Raw genomic sequence first — 17,814 nt, 5'->3', positions numbered from 1 at the left:
AATCATATCGACTCGTTGATCTTTCTATTATTCACATATAGTTCAACACATTGGCTATAAACATTATCAGAGTATTTTATTATCTTGGGATAATTTGAAGCGTCAGCAATTCCACTCAGGTAATTTTCTTCATTAATTATAAATTTACTAGTTGGCTCACTCTTATTAAGTAGCTCCAACATTACCTTTTCAATGTCACTTCCTTCGAAGCAACGTACTCCAAACAAGACCATATTATTCTGATCAGTAAATGAATTATATAAGTCAAAAAGTATACACTCTGGGTTTCCTATCTCCGCTTTAAATACAATAACGTCTCCACGTCCTCTACCGTATGAATCATACTTTGACATTAGGAAATCATCATCAAAATGTATATTCATCAAGCTTTTAATTTTAAATAATTCATCCGAGAGATAAATACAGTCAATTGGTAGTAAATAGTGAATCTCTGTCATTTTCCCCATCTCTCGATAGCCCTCACGCCCAATAAAATCTGAATTTTACTACATTAATCATACCAATTTTCACCAATTTAATACATAAGTAATCGAAATATGCACAAAAAAAGAACCTCCTCTTAAGGAAGCCCCTCATTTTAAAACTATTTAATCCTCCCGATATATCCTTACCACGCACTCCACATGTGTCGTATGCGGGAACATATCCACCGGCGTCACCTCCGCGACGCCGTATCCGCCATCGACGAGCACGCGCAAGTCGCGCGCGAGTGTCGATGCGCTGCACGACACGTACACAACGCGCCGCGGCTGCAGCTCGAGGATCGTCGCGAGCAGCGCCGGGTCGCAGCCCTTGCGCGGCGGGTCGACGACGATCACGTCAGGCCGGACGCCCTGGCGTGTCCACTCGGGCAGGACGACCTCGGCGGGTCCTGCCTCGAAGTGCACGTTCGTCATGCCGTTTAACTCGGCATTCTTGCGGGCGTCCGCGATCGCCTCTTCGACGATCTCGACGCCGTACACCTGTCCCGCGCGCTGCGCCAGGAACAGGGAGATCGTGCCGATGCCGCAGTAGGCATCGACCACCGTCTCGCCGCCTGTCAGCGCGGCGTACTCCAAAGCCTTCCCGTACAAGACTTCCGTCTGCACGGGATTCACTTGATAGAACGATCGCGCGGAAATTGCAAATTTCACATCGCCGATATAGTCATAGATGACTTCGCTGCCCCACAGGACGCGAGTCTCGTCTCCAAAAATAACATTCGTCTGCCTCACATTAATGTTATGACAAATGCTTACAACAGCAGGCAGCGCTTCGCGAATGCCAGCAATCCACTCATCCACGCGAGGTATCACACTGCCATTGGTCACGAGGACGACCATGAGCTCACCCGTGCGGAAGCCGACTTTGACGACGACGTGGCGCAGTAGTCCGAGGCCCGTCTCTTCGCGATAAGCGCGGATGCCAAGACGTGAGCCGATCTCTTTCACCCGAGCCACGACTTCGTCGTTGGACTCATGTTGAATCAAGCACGCCTCCATGTCGATGATGCGATGGCTGCCTTGTGCATAGAAGCCGCCGATGAGGCCGCCGCGCTCTTCCCCGAAAGGAACTTGAGCTTTGTTCCGGTAACGCCAAGGATCGGTCATGCCAAGTGTGGGATGAACAATAATGCCCTCTTCATTGGATTCGCTAGCAACCGTCAGCTTCCCAATCCGCACCAAATTATCGACCACCTGCTGCCGCTTCACCCGAAGCTGAGCTTCATAGCTGAGATGCTGCAACTGGCAGCCGCCGCACTCCTCATAGATCACGCAATCCGGTTTAACCCGATCCGGACTCGCTTCCAGCACTTCCACAAGCGCAGCATAACCATACTGCTTCTTCAAATGGTTCACCCGCACCAGTGCACGCTCACCCGGCAGCGCACCCGCAACAAAAAGGGTAAAGCCATTCACACGACCTACCCCTTCGCCATCATGGTTAATCCCCATGATCTCAGCCTCATATTGCTGCCCGATCTGCACCGGCAGATCTGCCATCCAAGCGGGCGCTGCCTTCACAGCCGCCACGGCTGCTCTTCCCGCCTGTTGCCCCGATCTATTCCCTGCGGGCTTCCCACTCTGTTCTCTATGTTTACCTGGCCGAGAGCCAGAACTGCGTTTATCTTTCATAGTACCCTCACTTTAATCCCCATACAAAATTAAAAATGGCTTTTCTTGTTTTCCCATTAAATCCTATTCTTCCCTATGCCCATCATCCACAGGCCCCTTCAAATGAAACGGCGTAGTCAACGTTTCCAGCAGCGTCTTCTTATAAATCGACTGCCCCGATTGATCCACAATGATCTGCAAATGACTTTGCAAATTCGTCATGACGCATGGCAGTGTGCCGCCGAACTCGCCATCGAGGTTCAACTGGACGTAGTCCGGCGAATTGATCTCAATATGATTGGTCTGAAAATAAATCAGATTCGGGTCGCTCAGATGCTCACCGCGCAGCGCGAGCGTAACCACGCGAATGAATTCCGCGAGGTTGCATTTGCGCAGAATCAGGACGTCGAACAGACCGTCATTCATGCTCGCATCCGGGGCCAGCTTCTCGAAGCCGCCGACGGAGTTGGAATTGCCGACAAGGAACATCATGACTTCGTCATGGAATTCCATTTCGCCGGCTTTGACGTAGAGCTCGATAGGCTTGAGTCTAGGCAGCTTCTCTAGTCCCTTCATATAATAGGCCAGTTGGCCGATCATCGTTTTGAGTTTGCTTGGAACTTCGTACGTCAGCTCGGTCATCGAGCCGCCGCCGGCGATGTTGATGAAGTAGCGGTTGTTGATTTTGCCTACATCAATGTCGGTGGTGTACTGCTGCACGATCAGGTCGCAGGCCTGTTCCAGGTTCTTCGGAATGCCTAGCGCACGGGCAAAATCGTTGGTCGTCCCCAGCGGCAGAATGCCCAGCGGCGGTCTTCCTTCGCGTTCGGCCATGCCGTTAACGACTTCGCACAGGGTGCCGTCTCCGCCCGCTGCAATGATTAAATCGAACCCACGGCTAACGGCATGAGCCGCCGCCAGGGTAGCATCCCCTTCGCCAATGGTGGCGTGGGTGGATGTCTCGAATCCGCCGCGCTCGAGGCGCTGCAAGATTTCGGGCAGACGCTTTTTCATTTCCTCCCGGCCAGAAGTCGGATTATAGATCAGTCTTGCTCTTTTGACCATCGTGTCTCATCACCTGTTCGCCGTCTGATATTTCGGAAGCTATCTGCTTCTCGATCCATTTGGAAATTAGCGGACTAGGCAGCAATGCCCGTCCATTATATGTATATGCGAAACCCTCCATACGAGAAGGGATAACTTTCGTTGTGAAATAGCCTTCACTAAGGAAAAGCGGTGCCACAATAACGGTATGCCCGGGCTTCTTCTCAGCCCACCACGCCATCTTCCTGTTCACTTGATCCGGCAAAAGCATAGCGACATCCGCCTCATCGTAACCGCCGAGAGCTTTCAGCCGCTCTGCCAGCAGTTCGAGGCCGTGACGCCATTTCAGATGGAACCCTTTTTCCTTGCTCCCGTGACCGATCAATAAGAGGATCTCCTGACGGGGGGATTCGGACAGTTCTTTGATTTTGTCATAAATAATCTCAGCAATAACGGGATCGTCATCGATCGGCGATGTGAAGTGGATGCGCGCCTGTATGTCGAAAGGCTCCAAATCCGTCTCCAGCAGCGGCTGTTCCACAACCCCCAGCGCATAGCTGATTTCATCAATATGTGTACTCCCAGAGGACACGAACAGGGGCACGACGATGATGTCTGTCACACCTTGCGCCTCTAAGCTATAGATCCCATCCTGGATTAACCGCCCTTCCACGAGCTCCAGATAGGAGGCATAGATCGGAATCCCTTGCGGCATTCTTACGGCTGCCACGGCCTCATCGACGAGCTGAACCCAGCCTTCATCCCTAGATCCATGGCTTATAACCAACACTCCATATGTACGCATACTTGTATTCCCCACCCGTTCCAACCAATAGCTACAATCCTATGCTAACGAAAGTGTTCTCACATGTCAATTGAACAACGGTGAAACAGGAAAAATCCCGCATTACAAACGTAACGCAGGATTCTGAACTATGAGTCTGGCGAAGAGGAAGGATTAACGGCCCAAGCGATCAAGTGTCAGCACATAGCCGTCGTTGCCGTAGTTTAAGCATCTTTTGACCCGTGATATGGTCGCGGTGGATGCCCCTGTTTCGGCTTCAATCTGGTTGTATGTGCAGCCTTTGCGCAGCATGCGAGCTACCTCAAGACGCTGGGACAGCGACTGAATCTCATTGACTGTGCACAAGTCATCAAAAAAGACGTAGCACTCCTCTATATCCTTAAGCGTCAGGATCGCTTCAAAAAGCTGGTCTATCGCTTTATCGTTTAATTTTTTTAATTGCATACGTTATCAACTCCCGGTAGAAAAGCATGTTGGCTTCTATGATCAGTAAGCTCCTGTGTAACTTTCGACACGCTCTGAACAAATCCTGCCTTTAGGATTGCAGAACGTTAAAATTTCTATGCGTTAATGAGTTAAATTGTGACAAATAACCATGACCCGTGACATTCGTCCATACCAACGGTAGGCAAGTGACATATCTTGTAGGAGTTAAATCTTATAAAAAGGTCGTGAATTCTTGTGAGTAATCAAAGACAAATCATTGGCAATGGCGGTCATCGTCCTGAGGTGCATACACGAAGCCTTACTTTACCTACCCAACTGGGGGAAGGCGGTTTCGGCAATTATCCGGGTTTGGGCGGCGGCGGATTTCCTGCTCCTTTTGAAGGAGGCGGCGGTGGACTATTTGGCGGGGGTGCCCCTGGCGGCAACGCTGGTGGATTCTTCGGTGGCGGTGCTCCGGTTGGTAATCCAGGCGGCGGTTTCTTCGGCGGCGGTCCTCCAGCCGTGGGCTCAGGCGGTGGCGGTGGCGGTAATTTCCTCAGCAATCTCTTAGGCGGTGGCGGGGGTGGCGCAGCTGGCGGTTCTTCGAACCCGCTGAGCAGCCTGAATTTGAAGCAAATCTCTGGCTTCGTTGAGCGGATGGGCGGCATCGACGGCATCATCGGCTCGATGGGCAAGGTGCAGAAGTTCATGTCTACCTTCCAGCAGATGGCCCCGATGGTGAAGACACTGTTCAGTTCCCTGGGCAAAGGCAAGGTCGCCTCGGAAGACGTTGAAGTGTTCAAACCTAAACGCAAGCGCCGCAAGAAATCCAGCACAGGCCGCCGCAGAACAGGCGGATCGAAAGGCAGAATCGGCGGTTCCACGAAACGCAAACGGAAGTAACGGAACAACCTAAGCGTCATTCGGCAGAAGCGCAGCTCGCACATGAGAGCAGTGTGTAACTGAGATAGATAGAGGAGTCCCCAAAGACTCCTATTCCTCCCAATTAGCTAGTTTTAACGCGTATAAGAGCCTCTAGGGGCTCTTATTTCTTTGTTTGTTGGAGTTTTTGGGGAAAGGGTTGGCGATACGAGTCTCCAAAGACCGCTATTTCCCACAATGAGCTGCTTTTGACGCGTATAAGAGCCCTTAGGGGCTCTTATTGGTATAGAGAGAAGAGGCTGCCCCCTTAGGTTTTCACAACCTTGTGAGACAGCCTCCTCTATTTACTTCAACGCCAGAACTTTCAACAGCACGGTTACAGCTTCTGCTCTTGTTGTTTGGTCATTCGGAGCGAATTCATTCGCACCTTTGCCTTCAAGGATGCCAAGCTTCTTCATGGACACTACTGCACTTGTCGCCCATGCGGGAATATCCTTGTCGTCTGCGAAGCCAGATGCCGCATTCGCATCAGCGGATTGGCGCACTGCTTGGGCCAGCATCGCCGCCATCTCGGCGCGGGTAATTGGCGCATTCGGGCGGAAGGTTCCGTCCTCGTAGCCATGGATAATCCCCGCCTGAACCGCTTGCGCTACAGCTTGCTGCGCCCATGCTCCGATGCTGGCTGCATCCGCGAATGTCAGCGCAGCGCCATTCCCTTGCGGTTTGAGCGTATTCATCAGCATCACTGCAAATTCTGCGCGCGTTACCGTATGATTCGGCTCGAATGTCCCCTCAGGGTAGCCACTTACGATGCCGCTGCTTACAGCTTGCTTGATGTTCGCCTCTGCCCAGTGTCCGGCAATATCGCTGAGCGTCAGTCCTGGCTTGGTTGGTTCCACAACGGTTGGACCTACAACCATGACCGCATATTTGGTGAAGTGATTCACTTCAACGACGATGCGATCGCCTTCAACTTTGCCGCCGACTTCGATCCATTTTAGCGCCGCTTCATCATAGTAGAAGACAGCTGGCCTTTGAGTGCTTTTGACCATCTTCGGATCGAATTTGAAGCTCAAAGTGACTGGCTTGCTGAAGTTCTCTGAAACGTTTTTTAGAATTTCGTAAATCGGACTAGCCAAAACCTCTTGCTTCGTTATAAGTTTCTGCGTCTCCCTCAGTTTCTCGATCGTTATTTTCAGTTCTTTCGCCGAAGCGTCCGCCGGAATGGATACTGTTACGTCATTGTCCAAACTCACTTCGCCCTTTTTCCCTGTCGGTAGGGTTAAGGTTCCATCTGTCGAGGTGACTTTGTCTTCACTTGGCGTGGATGGTGTGGACGAACCGGAATCTGGTGTTGGTTCCGGATTAGACTTCCCGACTCCCGTCGTAAATCTCCAAATATCCGACTGCTTCCTGCCGCCATAAGCGTCTTGAGCCACCGCATACCATTGGTAGCTTGTACTCGGGGCCAGATCACGCCAAACAACCGAAGCTTGGTCCCCGCTCTTCACATGATCAACGGATCCAATAACATTCGCCGTGTAGACGTTAACGCCAAAATAATCCGTCGCTACGCGCTTGGTTACCGATGCCAGATTCAAATCCAGAGAGAACTCATCTTTGCCTGGATACTCGGCTGGATCGTAGTAATTGTAATCGTTCAAATACGGCGAGTAGGTTTTCATGTTGATTTTGCCATGCGCCATATCGAACTGCATCAGTCGAATGTAGCCCAGCCCGCCTTCCGGAGCGCCTTGGTAGTCAGCCAACATTTGATACACATTGCGATCGGCCACGCCGTCGCCATCATCATCAATGGAATCGATTTTCAGTTCCGCATCATGGTAATGACCGGACAGAGCGGCTATGACGTTCTTATTCGGCTTAATGACGCGTTCGAATACTTTCTCCGCCATCGGCGCGCGGTTATTGGACACGAGCATGAATTCGTGGAAATTCAGGATCGCCTTCCGGTTCGGGTATTTTTTCAAAACTTCGTTAATCCAATCGATTTCTTTGTCGCCATATCCCCAACCCATATACACAACGATGAAATCGTTGCCGTTCGAGGAAACCAGATCGTAGTGACCGCGATTGTTATCGTAGGATTCGCCGTAGGTCGGCTGGTTTTTGAAGCGATCTTCCCCAAACCATTTATCATAATAACTGTAATCGTTGTTTTGGTGCCCTACGTCATGATTTCCGGCCAATACGCCGTAAGGGATTTTGGCGTCCTCCAACACTTTCATGTCTTTATCCGCTTCGACCCATTGGTACTCTTGATCTGCATTATCGACGATATCGCCGGTGTGGATAACATATTTGATTTTGTTATCTTCTTTGTGATCAGCGATCCACTTCACGATATCTTGATAGATGTAAGGATAGCTTTTGGAATAATACTGGGTATCCGACATCCAGACGAAGGAGAAATCATAAGCCGCCGGATCGCTGCTGGCCGTTTGATTCTGTCTGGCGGCTATTTCATCCTGCACCATCACTTGAATCTTGTGGTTGTTCGCATATTCGCCAGCCGTCACATGGGCTTGCAGTTGGAAATCCTCACTGCCCGCAATCACGGTCTTGAGCGGACTCCAGGCAAGTTTGCTTGGACTCCAGGCATATAAGGTAACTTTGCGCCCGTCCAGGGACTTCCCTTTCCAGGTGATTTCCACGCTGTCCGTTCCTTGAATGGAGCTGTCCAACGCTACTTCGAACCGCTGATACGGGAACTTCTCGGCGGAATCATCGACTAGATAATTGCCGTCAATACTGCTTATTAAGGCATAATCCTCTTGGGTAAACGGCGTTTCTCCGTCTGGCTTCTCCTGCTTGGGAGGCTCTGTATCGGAGGCGTTGCGATAGCCGCTGAACTGACCTTGTGTGCTTGCATCGTATTTGAACCCTTGATTGAAAGATACGCTCATTTCATCATTCATCGGGTCTGTTACTTTCACACGCAGAGGAGCATTGCGGTCTACACCCGTCGCTTGCTGACCTGGCGTGATTTGTTCCGGCATATTCGGCATTTCATTCGGTACGGTGAAGTTAACCTTCACATTCGTTGCATTGCCCACTTTATCTGTCGCCTTGATGGTGAATGCGTGCGCTCCTCCAGGAAGCTGAGCAGATGAAGTCGCATAAGGCTGCGAGATCACTTGCTCATCCAGCATAGCCTCGACCTTGTCCACGCCAGCCAGCGCATCGGATATCACGGCATCCAAGTTGAACGCACCGCGGTAAATGACGCCTTCTTCTATCGAAGGTTGGACGACAGGAGCTGTGTTATCCACAGTCACTGTTGCGGTAGCTGTACCCGCGATAGCATGGCTGACCGCAATAGCGTGAGGCCCATCCGTCATTAAAGCCGTATTCCACACATAAGCTCGGGATGCCAACTGGCTATCCGGGATGAGGAATTCGAAATCAACAACCGGATTTTTGCCGACACTGTCGCCCATTTTAATCACTTTGGCCGGATCATTATATTTCACGTCATAAATAATCGTACCGTCATCGAATACGAGACGCACATTCTTCACTTCAAAATCATCTTTGTTCTCTTCAACACGGTCATCAAAAGGCGATGCCTTGGAACCCGCCCGGATGGAGATCACATTGCTGCCTGGCTTCAAACGATCTGCTGTAAAAGGAATCGACAACGTTGTAAACGTATCAATTGGGTCTTGGAAAATAGAGAGGATTTCCTGCCCCTGTGTGACCCCGTTTTTGAAATAGTAGTTCACGCCTGTGACGTCGAAAGCGAAATACGCATCATGCTCAGCGGCATGAAAGGTAGCTTGTGTCAACTCATTGCCATCCATCGCCAGCTTGAGGTCGTCAGCGCCCAACCCTTCGCCTGTCCCTTTGATCACCTTCGTTTGGGTGACAATGTCGCCGTCTTTCACATTCAGACGCAAGCTCGAATGATCGGAGCCGCCTTGAATGGCGATCCGCTTCGTGCTCGATGTGGATTCATTCGTACCGTCCGAGGCAACGAAATAGTAATCCAAATACGCGTTCCCAATCAACTCAGGGGAATAAACCGTGTAATGGTACATCGTATCGGCGAAGCTTTCTTTCAAATAGCGTTTGAGATACGAAGCTTGTTTCTCTGTTTTATAGTAGAGAGCCATCGTTTTCACTTGGGTTTCGTCCTTGGCATCTCCGATTATTTCCAGATCTTGCGACTGTTCAATGATGGTTTTGTTGGTCAGATCGGTTAAGACCGGTTTAATGAGGTCAGGCTTCACTTTCACGGTTTGCTCAGGCACTTGTATTTGATCTACCGTCCCTGGCGTTGCCGCTGCAACAGCCGAGCTATATTTGACCATTGTACTGGTGCCATCAAGCGGGTACTTATAGAACACCCCTTTATTAGGCTTCGCATCACCGGCGATATAATAGGCTGACGAAATTTCCGCTCCGGCATTGGTGGCAATCAGAATACCTCGGTTCGCGCTATTCGCCATACCATCACTATGAATACGCACCAGATTCGTGCCCTCTACCAGATGGGTATTGTAGTTCGCGTTAAATTCTGCCGCTGTAGAATTCATGTTCTGACTGTTGATGATCCAGAAGACCAGGGTCCCTTTGGAAGGGATGATCATGTCTTCCTTGTCCGCAGGCCAGAGGACATCGGCGCTTGGGCCTGAATCGGTGTAGCGATAGACGAGCTTATAATCTTTGAAATTAACAGCTTGATCCGTATTGTTATACACTTCAATGAACTCATAACCGTCCGATGAGCCCACATTCGTGGAATCCGGGACAACTTCCGTCACGAGAAGTGGCGGAATTTTCGTGTAATCCGTTTGATCCAGGGCAATCGCTACCTGGTAGACGTTCGATCTCACGGTATTATGGCCATCATCCGCTTGGATGTAATATTTCAACTGACTATCGACCAGTTTCCCCTTGGGAACCGCAGCTTGATACTGATGGCTGCCAGTAACTGTCATAGGGACAGAATCATAAGCCGCCTGTGCGCCAGTTTGATAGTACACCGCTGCCGTCACGGTCTCATCTTGCTCGGTATTCGTGATTCGGGCTTGCAGCAGCAGGTCATTTCTCTGGTCTGCTTGCGTAACCGGCGTGTGTGCGATAACCGGAGGCTCGGAGAAGTTAAGCGGGACAGGCGGAACCTGAATCACATCTACAACACCTGGTGTAGCCGCAGCAGGAATCGCATCCTCGCCTGATCCGTACATGATCATATTCTTCGTGCCATCTACCGGATATTTGTAAAAGATCCCTTTATCCGGCTTCGTTTGATTATCGTTCTGGTAGCTGGCAACGGAGATATCGCCGCCTGATTTCTCTTGGATTACGAGATCCCGCGGGCTGCTGTTGTGCATGCCCCCTCCGCCTTCAACACGGAACAGATTCACATTCTCATGCAAGTTGGACGCGAAATTCGTGTTGAAATTCGTTTCCGTCAACGCTTTATTGACGCTGTTCATCACCCATAACACGATGGAGGACTGGGACGGGATCACCATACTGCCACCCGGATTGCCGTTATTATACGGCTCCCACACGGTATCCGCTCCGGAGGCCCGGTACACCATATTATAATCTTTGAAATCGATCGCCCTGTTCGTATTGTTGTACACTTCAATAAATTCATAAGCGTCCGAACCGCTCAAATTGGCGGTATCTGGAACTAGCTCCGTAATCAACAGTTTCGGTACTTTCGAGTAGTCAACGGCACTGACTTGCAAGCCATTATCGACAGCAGAGGCCATCGGCGTCAGCATGCTGAACATCATGCCCGCAACCGTTAAACTGGATATCCATCGTTTTAAATTTTTCTTCTTCAACATAGTAACGCCCTCTCATCATCATATCATCCATGCAACTATTTACTGGGTAACAATTCGTTCAAATAACCAATACAGCCCAAATACTCCGACAAGCCCGGAAGCATACAGATTCCAGTTCATCTTAAGCGGGATGCGGCGAACGAGCAGCAGGACAGGGATCACAACCGCTACCACCACAAGTTGACCTATTTCTACGCCTAGATTAAAAGAGAACAAGGGAAGCGCCATATGTCCGGACAATGTCCCTCGCAGCACTTCGGCAAATCCGAAGCCGTGCACTAATCCGAAGAGCAGCGTGACGATTACACGGGCACTCTCTTGCCGCTTCCATATATTCTCAACGGCAATATACACGATACTGAGAGCAATCAGGGGTTCGACGATGCTAGGCGAGAGATACGCGACCTCCATCGAAGAGAGGATCAGCGTGATACAATGGCCCACCGTGAAGGCCGTGATCAGTTTCACGATCTTCCCGACCTTTTGTTCTGCCGCCAGCAGGAGGCCCAACAGGAAGAGCATGTGATCCAAACCAGACCAAATGTGCTCCATTCCCATTACAATGTAGGTCTGCATGGTTCTGAACCAAGAAGCCTCTGTAAGCGTAGGGGACGCTGGCACTTGTACGGAATTGGATGCTTTGGCCGAATGGACCGCCTGTGCCGGATTCCCCGCAGCTGCTCCCGGGCCCTGCACTTGCACAATATAGTTCTGGCTGCCAAGCACCTGCTCAATCGTCTGGCCTCCCACATGAATCGTGGCATAGTTGCTATGATTGGGATCCACCCCGCTGTACCAGAAGAAATTGTACTGCATGAGATAGCGTTTAATCGGAGCAGCGAATTTGTAACGAATATCGATGCCAATCATCTCCATGCTCGCGCGCTTCTCATGCTTGGCGCTTACTACCGCTCCATTTCCAACCTTCCCGTCTCCCGTAACAATGAGCCCGTCATCGACTAACTTGGCGATTGCCGCCAGAGAGCCGGCTAGCTGCCTGTCGCTAATCTTCTCGCCCCCATCGGCTTTATCAGGGAAGATTTGCAGAAAGTCATGTTCCAATATCGATAAATGGTACTGGATCGTATCCGAACCTACCTCAATATCGGAGTAACCGGTTGAAGAGAAATGCGCCTCCACAGCACCGGCAAGGTTCATGACTACCATCACAGCCATCATGAATGCGACGAGGTATTTGCTAAATTTCATTGCGTTCCTATCACTCCTTCCCCAGATCTCGGTTGCTTCTTGGCCATCATAGCTCGGTCCTCTCAGCTTGCCTATACACACGATTTGCGATCTTTCCCCTTTGTTTGGATTCCTCTTTTAAGCTTTTGTGAAGCGGTAAACAAGTAAAATCGCGCAGCTTCCAAAAAAAAGCCCATACCCTAAATTTCCTTTATCAACTACAATAAATAGATAGATAACTCGCCGGAAGCGAATAGCGTTACGACCAGAGGGAGCCTGCGGTTTATGAGCATTTTTTCACACAAACGATCGCTTTTTCGAAATATATTGACCAGCTTCATCATCTTGATTCTGATCTTCTCCTGCTTTCATCTACTGATTTTTGGCTTGCTCAAAAGCCATCTCCGCAGCGAAATGATTCAGCAGAATCGTCTCACGTTGCAGAAAGTAGCCGAGCGCTACCAATTTCAGTTGGATCGGGTCAAAGAGGTTCTGTTCAAAACCTATACCGACAAAAACATGATTGCCTTCAACAGCCAAGTCAGCCTAAAGAAGGACACGGATACCCTGAACACACGTCCGCTCATTGAGAATATCCAGAGTGTTGTGAGTGACTCGGAGCTTTATCTGGATAATCTGATCGTGCTGTTTCGATCCACGAATCTCACGATGAATAAATGGGGTCCCAGTGCCGCCGAGGGCCTGTTCGCTGCTTATGCCAGCACTTCGTACCCGCCCGCTTTCTGGCAAGCCCAGTTCGCACGCGGTGAGAACTATGTCCTGCATCCGGCTGCAAGGTTCGGCGGGCTTTCCACGGACTCAACGTCGTCCAAAACATTGATTCCTTACTCCATCAAGCCAGCCTTGGCTGATAACATGCTCGTTGCTCTGATTGACGCAGACCGCCTGCGGGACGCGATTCTCAAAGAGCACCCTGCTCTGCATCTAGCTATTCTGGGGCCGGACAATACGCCTATTTATCAGACCGATGAAGAGCTGCAAGAATTGCCGGAAGCCTTGCTCGCAGGCAAGACCGAGAACAAGAAATACCTGGCTCAGAACGGCATTTATTATATCGATTATCCAATAGACGGCGGTCTGCATTTCATTATGAAAGTAACCAGTCCCGATTTGGCGGCGAAAATATTGCGTTTGGACAATCTCATGGTGATCCTGCTCGGACTGTCCATTCTTCTAGCTCTGGTGGCGTCATTCTTCTTCAGTAAAAGAATCCATAAGCCGGTTCGGGAGCTGCTCAAAGAAAAGGGCGAAATGAAACAGGAACTTCAGGAGCAACAATCCCTCTTAACGAACTATCATTACATGAATAAATTGAAGAATATTAATCATGAAATGAAGGATTGGTCCTCTATGATGGGGAAGGAAATCGAATTAAAGAAAACCGAGGAAACCTTTACTGTCGTGCTGTATGAGCTTCGCTACCGTTCAGCCGCCTTCGTGGAAGCACCGATGAGCAAGGAGCACATTTCGCTGGCAATAGGCGAGCATTTGAAGCCATTGATTGAGACCAGCTTCCCTGCTTCCCATACGTTCCAAATGGAACATCATCAGTTCCTGTCTGTTTTCCCGGGGACCGAACGAGAGCGCATGTTAACTGTCTTGGACACATTGAAGATGGCGCTCGACCGCGATCTGCGTTACGCTTTGGTCACCATTGCCGTCAGCTCGGCCTTCGAACATTCTGTACAATTCGGACATGCTTACCGGCAAGTCAAAGAAATGGCCATGCAGGCCCGGCTGCTGGAAGAAACGCAGATCATCAGCGAATTCCGCGCAGATCGCTCGGCCTTCACCTTGACACTTGCACAGGAGCAGGATCTGATTGCTGCGCTCAAATCGGGCAAAGAGCTCGATACGCTTAATCTCATCCTGCCATGGCTCGAGGAACTGGCCCAGAAGGAAGCATCCGTCGACATGTTCAGGCTGCTCACGCTGGCCGTAACCGACAAGGCCAAAAAAATCCTCGAACATTACAAAGTCCAGCCCGATATCGCTTGGCAGCTCAAGCCGATCATGCTTCAACTGGAGGAATGCTGCACACTCGAGGAATATACCATCACCTTCCAGACCTATTTCCGAACCGTTACCCAGCTTATTCGGGATAAGAAAGAGATCAGCGATCCTATCATCGACCATGTGCTAGCTGTTGTGCAGGAGCATTATGCGGAAGATCTCTCTTTAGATGTGCTGGCTGACCAACTGAACTTGAGCACCTCCTACCTCTCTACCTATATCAAAGAGAAAACAGGCGCCAACTTCATGGAACACTTGCACGACCGACGCGTCCGCAACGCGCAGCACCTGCTGCACCAGACCGATTTGAACATTCAGGAGATCGGCGTCCAGGTAGGCTACCGGAACATCTCCTCGTTCAACCGCATGTTCAAGAATCGCACCGGCTCCTCGCCGGGCGAGTATCGCAGAACGTCGATGCTGAATCGCACATCGTGATATTTAGTCATCTTGCTAGTTGGTGCGCAGTGCCGCAGAGGTGGGAAACGAGTTGCCTAGTGTGGTGAGTGAGGGGTTTCTGATGGAGAGGTTGGAGCGAGACTAGCTGGTGGGGGCGGAGAGCAGAGGAATTGTCATGGAAACGACGATTCGTTGTTTAAAACAAATATAGAAAAAGGCATTCCACGAGACGTGGATGCCTTATGCATTAGGAAACCGCAGGCGCTCCATCACATAGCGCATGCGCCCCTATTTCACAATTTGATTGTACTCCTCAATTTTAATACCGATTTCTCGCGCTGCGCTGTCGAGCGCCTCCTTAGGCGACATCTGGCCGCTTAGCGCCTGGTTAATGGCGTTCTCCGTCAGCTTCCTCGCATCCGGATAGACGCCCACAACAGCGCCTTGCGTCGCATGATTCAGCTTCGCTGCATCGTGTTGGTCGATAGCTGTCTTGAACTGCGGGAACTGTTTCATATTGTCCTGCACAATGGGCTGCTCATAAGCTTTCTTCGTTATCGGAAAATACCCCGTGCTAACGTGGAAGAAAGCCTGCTGCTCAGGTTCAGACAAATACTGGATGAACACCCAAGCCGCTTGCTGCTCAGCCTCGCTCTTGTTGTTCATTATCCAATTGCTAGCTCCGCCTACCCCGACGCCTCCGCTATCCTTTTGATCCGCTTTCGGGAAAAAGCCCGTCCCTACCTCGAACCGGCCATCAACGGTGTCGAGAATATCGCGCAGCGATGCCGTTGTATCGAAAATCATCGCAACCTTGCCTTCAGCGAATAGCTTCTTCGACTCATCGCTTTTGCCTGAAGGATAGAGCGCGGCCTTGTCGTCGATCAGCCCCTTCCACCATGCGAGTGTCTTGACGCCTTCTGAACCGTTCATCTGCCAAGCCGTTGCTGCACCATCACGTCCGTTGCCGTTATTGACAAGTTCTGCGCCTTGATTAGCAAGGAGCTGCTCCATATACCAGCTTTGTATGCCAAAATAAGCGCCCCACACGCCGTTTCTCGTGATCTGCTTAGCGGCTTGCGCAAGTTCATCGTAATAAACCGGCGGTTTCTCCGGATTCAGCCCGGCTGCTTGGAACAAAGCTTTGTTGTAATAGAGAATAGGGTTAGAGGCATTGAACGGCATCGAATACTGCGTATTTCGCACGATGTAGGTGCCCAGAATAGCCTCGTCTAATTGAGATACATCGTATTTATCCCGAGTAATGAATTGCTGAATAGGCGTAATTGCCTTCGAATCAATCATGAACTGTGTCCCGACATCGTAGACCTGCGCCATGGTCGGCCCCATTTTGGAACCGATGGATGCTTTGAGCTTGGTCAGACTATCGTAGTAGGAACCTTGGTATACCGCTTCTACCTGGATATCTTTATGGGTTGTGTTAAAATTGGTAACCAGCTTGTCCACAGCTTTGCCGTTATCGCCGCTCATGGCGTGCCACCAAACGACTTTCTTCACTTCTTGAACGGTCGATGCCGATGAGGCGGCTTCCGATCCCTTCGCAATCGTTTGCTTGCCCCAAATCGAATAGCTAATGCCGAAAACACCAAACAAAAGCATAATAAATACCAGATAAACAGGTATGGAAATTTTACGTTGAAATTTGTTCATGATATCCCTCCTATGACTTCTAATCATAGGATTCCAATGTGCGTGTACGATTAGCGTTGTGTAAAGCGATTGTAAATTCTGCTACTCCATCTTCAATTGCGTCCCTTCCGGCACGATCTGAACCCACGTATTGCCTGGCAGCAGCGGTACTTCGATCCCTTTGTCGTCGTATGCGCGCAGCAGACCGTTTTTGCGTTCCCACGTTATGGACTGGGATTGTCCCTCTTGCAGAATAACGCCCTTGCCCGGCCCGAAAACATCAACTTCCCGGCGGCCCTCTTTATCCACAATCTTATGCTTGCTCTCCAGTACGAGCAGGTTCCTCGCTTGCAGCTGCTTGCCGCTCTCTTTATCCAAATGCGGCTTGCCTTCCATGCTGCGCTTGTACACGCCTTCGGCGGCATCGTAGTCATATGAAGCGAAATACCCTTTGATATAAGGAATTTGAATGTAGTTCACAGCTGCGCCGGTCAGCTTATTCTGGCCTTCCTTAGCAAAAGTGAGCAGCGGCCCGTTCCACTCCGCGCGGAAATTGTGCGCCTTGGCGCCCTGCTTCATTTTATCCACAGAGGTATAGAGATTGTGCGGCGCTTTGCGTTCCGTGGACCGCCAGTAATAGGCGCCATCCCCGTAGACTTCATCGAGATGGGACAGCTTGCGGCCGGCCATCATATCCATAGCCTCCTGGCTCCAGCCGGCATGCACGATCACCGCATCGAGCGCATCGCCGATTTCTACGAAATAAGGCCGAATGCTGCGCACCGGACCGATCGTCTGCGCCGGATGGCTTTGGAATACGGAGACGAATCTCGTAATCTCGCCCTCTGCGAGAATTTCATACACGATGTCGGCCTGATCAAGGCCGGTCTGCGGCCTGGCTTGCGGTGCGTTCTCGACCATAACCATGAAGGGGCGGCTCTTCACTTCTGTATCTGTGGGCAGGCCCGTCAGCGGGAATTTGAACGGCAGCGTCGTATCAACGGCGGTTGAAGCTGGTTTGGTAGCCGGCGACACGGCGGCGGACGGCGTTGCGGTAGCTTGCGGACTAGGCGAAGGAACGGCAGGTGACGTATTGCTGCACCCAACAAGGGTGATAACAGAGCATCCAAGGACAAGCCAGGTGCTGAGCGTGTGTTTGCGTAGAATCGGCAATGTTTTCAACAGAGCTACACCTCTTCTTCTAAAATTAGTCTATCGTTCTAGTAAATAGATATGCTAGGGAAGAGAAAAATAGAAGACACGAAAAGGAAAATAACGGGATTTCCTCCCTCTAATTGGACGGGTTCCCGTTAACATTGGATCATTAACTGGAAAATAAGATTTCCAGTTCATCTGCCACATATAGCTAATTTGCTGAAAATAGCGCCAGCTTTTCCCTCTAGTTCCCACGGCTCACCTCTGGGACCAAGGATAAACAATTGGA

11 protein-coding genes are annotated in these 17,814 nt (G+C 50.5%); 2 read left to right on the top strand and 9 right to left on the bottom strand.

What is annotated here, in order from left to right:
- Positions 1-2 precede the first annotated feature (2 nt).
- The 5 genes from LOZ80_RS34620 to LOZ80_RS34600 all read right to left on the bottom strand — a co-directional run bounded on the left by LOZ80_RS34620 (position 3) and on the right by LOZ80_RS34600 (position 4,407).
- Positions 3-467 (bottom strand): hypothetical protein, encoded by a 465-nt coding sequence (locus LOZ80_RS34620; RefSeq protein WP_238168765.1) that lies wholly within the window; start codon positions 465-467, stop codon positions 3-5.
- A gap of 141 nt (positions 468-608) precedes the next feature.
- A complete protein-coding gene (gene rlmD / locus LOZ80_RS34615) occupies positions 609-2,135 on the bottom strand; it encodes a 23S rRNA (uracil(1939)-C(5))-methyltransferase RlmD (RefSeq protein ID WP_443146994.1) in 1,527 nt (508 codons plus the stop codon).
- Between the two features lie 63 nt (positions 2,136-2,198).
- The gene (locus tag LOZ80_RS34610) at positions 2,199-3,179 is read right to left on the bottom strand and encodes a diacylglycerol kinase (protein WP_238168763.1); all 981 of its coding nucleotides are present in this window, start codon (positions 3,177-3,179) and stop codon (positions 2,199-2,201) included.
- A complete protein-coding gene (locus LOZ80_RS34605; protein ID WP_238168762.1) occupies positions 3,151-3,963 on the bottom strand; it encodes a sirohydrochlorin chelatase in 813 nt (270 codons plus the stop codon). The genes LOZ80_RS34610 and LOZ80_RS34605 overlap by 29 nt, the downstream gene beginning before the upstream one ends.
- 153 nt (positions 3,964-4,116) lie before the next feature.
- The gene (locus tag LOZ80_RS34600) at positions 4,117-4,407 is read right to left on the bottom strand and encodes a YerC/YecD family TrpR-related protein (RefSeq protein WP_079414635.1); all 291 of its coding nucleotides are present in this window, start codon (positions 4,405-4,407) and stop codon (positions 4,117-4,119) included.
- Between the two features lie 237 nt (positions 4,408-4,644).
- On the opposite strand from LOZ80_RS34600, the gene LOZ80_RS34595 reads away from it, so the two are divergent.
- On the top strand, positions 4,645-5,292 hold the full coding sequence (locus tag LOZ80_RS34595; protein ID WP_238168761.1) for an aminotransferase: 648 nt from the start codon (positions 4,645-4,647) through the stop codon (positions 5,290-5,292).
- Positions 5,293-5,615: 323 nt separating this feature from the next.
- Here the strand turns inward: LOZ80_RS34595 and LOZ80_RS34590 are convergent, their stop codons facing one another.
- Positions 5,616-11,099 carry an S-layer homology domain-containing protein gene (locus LOZ80_RS34590; RefSeq protein ID WP_238168760.1) on the bottom strand — a complete coding sequence of 1,828 codons (5,484 nt, stop codon included), beginning with the start codon at positions 11,097-11,099 and terminating at the stop codon, positions 5,616-5,618.
- Between the two features lie 39 nt (positions 11,100-11,138).
- The gene (locus LOZ80_RS34585; RefSeq protein ID WP_238168759.1) at positions 11,139-12,308 is read right to left on the bottom strand and encodes a HupE/UreJ family protein; all 1,170 of its coding nucleotides are present in this window, start codon (positions 12,306-12,308) and stop codon (positions 11,139-11,141) included.
- Between the two features lie 264 nt (positions 12,309-12,572).
- Here LOZ80_RS34585 and LOZ80_RS34580 point away from each other — a divergent pair, with 264 nt between their 5' ends.
- Positions 12,573-14,759: a helix-turn-helix domain-containing protein gene (locus LOZ80_RS34580; protein WP_238168758.1), complete on the top strand. Its 2,187-nt coding sequence runs from the start codon at positions 12,573-12,575 to the stop codon at positions 14,757-14,759.
- A 249-nt stretch (positions 14,760-15,008) separates the two neighbouring features.
- On the opposite strand, the gene LOZ80_RS34575 is transcribed toward LOZ80_RS34580, so the two are convergent.
- Positions 15,009-16,391, bottom strand: coding sequence for an ABC transporter substrate-binding protein (locus tag LOZ80_RS34575; RefSeq protein WP_238168757.1), 1,383 nt, complete (start codon positions 16,389-16,391; stop codon positions 15,009-15,011).
- Positions 16,392-16,472: 81 nt separating this feature from the next.
- Positions 16,473-17,552 (bottom strand): DUF3048 domain-containing protein, encoded by a 1,080-nt coding sequence (locus LOZ80_RS34570; protein WP_238168756.1) that lies wholly within the window; start codon positions 17,550-17,552, stop codon positions 16,473-16,475.
- Between the last annotated feature and the right edge of the window lie 262 nt (positions 17,553-17,814).

This window comes from Paenibacillus sp. HWE-109 (genome assembly GCF_022163125.1).
In the GTDB taxonomy this organism is placed as follows: Bacteria; Bacillota; Bacilli; order Paenibacillales; family NBRC-103111; genus Paenibacillus_E.
The sequence above is the reverse complement of the archived record's forward strand: the minus strand, read 5'-3'. Positions and strand labels throughout refer to the sequence as shown.

Excerpts from the sequence above, each read along its gene's own strand:
- LOZ80_RS34600 (WP_079414635.1), bottom strand. The coding sequence starts at position 4,407 with ATGCAATTAAAAAAATTAAACGATAAAGCGATAGACCAGCTTTTTGAA.
- LOZ80_RS34605 (WP_238168762.1), bottom strand. The coding sequence starts at position 3,963 with ATGCGTACATATGGAGTGTTGGTTATAAGCCATGGATCTAGGGATGAA.
- rlmD (WP_443146994.1), bottom strand. The coding sequence starts at position 2,135 with ATGAAAGATAAACGCAGTTCTGGCTCTCGGCCAGGTAAACATAGAGAA.
- LOZ80_RS34610 (WP_238168763.1), bottom strand. The coding sequence starts at position 3,179 with ATGGTCAAAAGAGCAAGACTGATCTATAATCCGACTTCTGGCCGGGAG.
- LOZ80_RS34590 (WP_238168760.1), bottom strand. The coding sequence starts at position 11,099 with ATGTTGAAGAAGAAAAATTTAAAACGATGGATATCCAGTTTAACGGTT.
- LOZ80_RS34585 (WP_238168759.1), bottom strand. The coding sequence starts at position 12,308 with ATGAAATTTAGCAAATACCTCGTCGCATTCATGATGGCTGTGATGGTA.
- LOZ80_RS34580 (WP_238168758.1), top strand. The coding sequence starts at position 12,573 with ATGAGCATTTTTTCACACAAACGATCGCTTTTTCGAAATATATTGACC.
- LOZ80_RS34620 (WP_238168765.1), bottom strand. The coding sequence starts at position 467 with ATGGGGAAAATGACAGAGATTCACTATTTACTACCAATTGACTGTATT.
- LOZ80_RS34575 (WP_238168757.1), bottom strand. The coding sequence starts at position 16,391 with ATGAACAAATTTCAACGTAAAATTTCCATACCTGTTTATCTGGTATTT.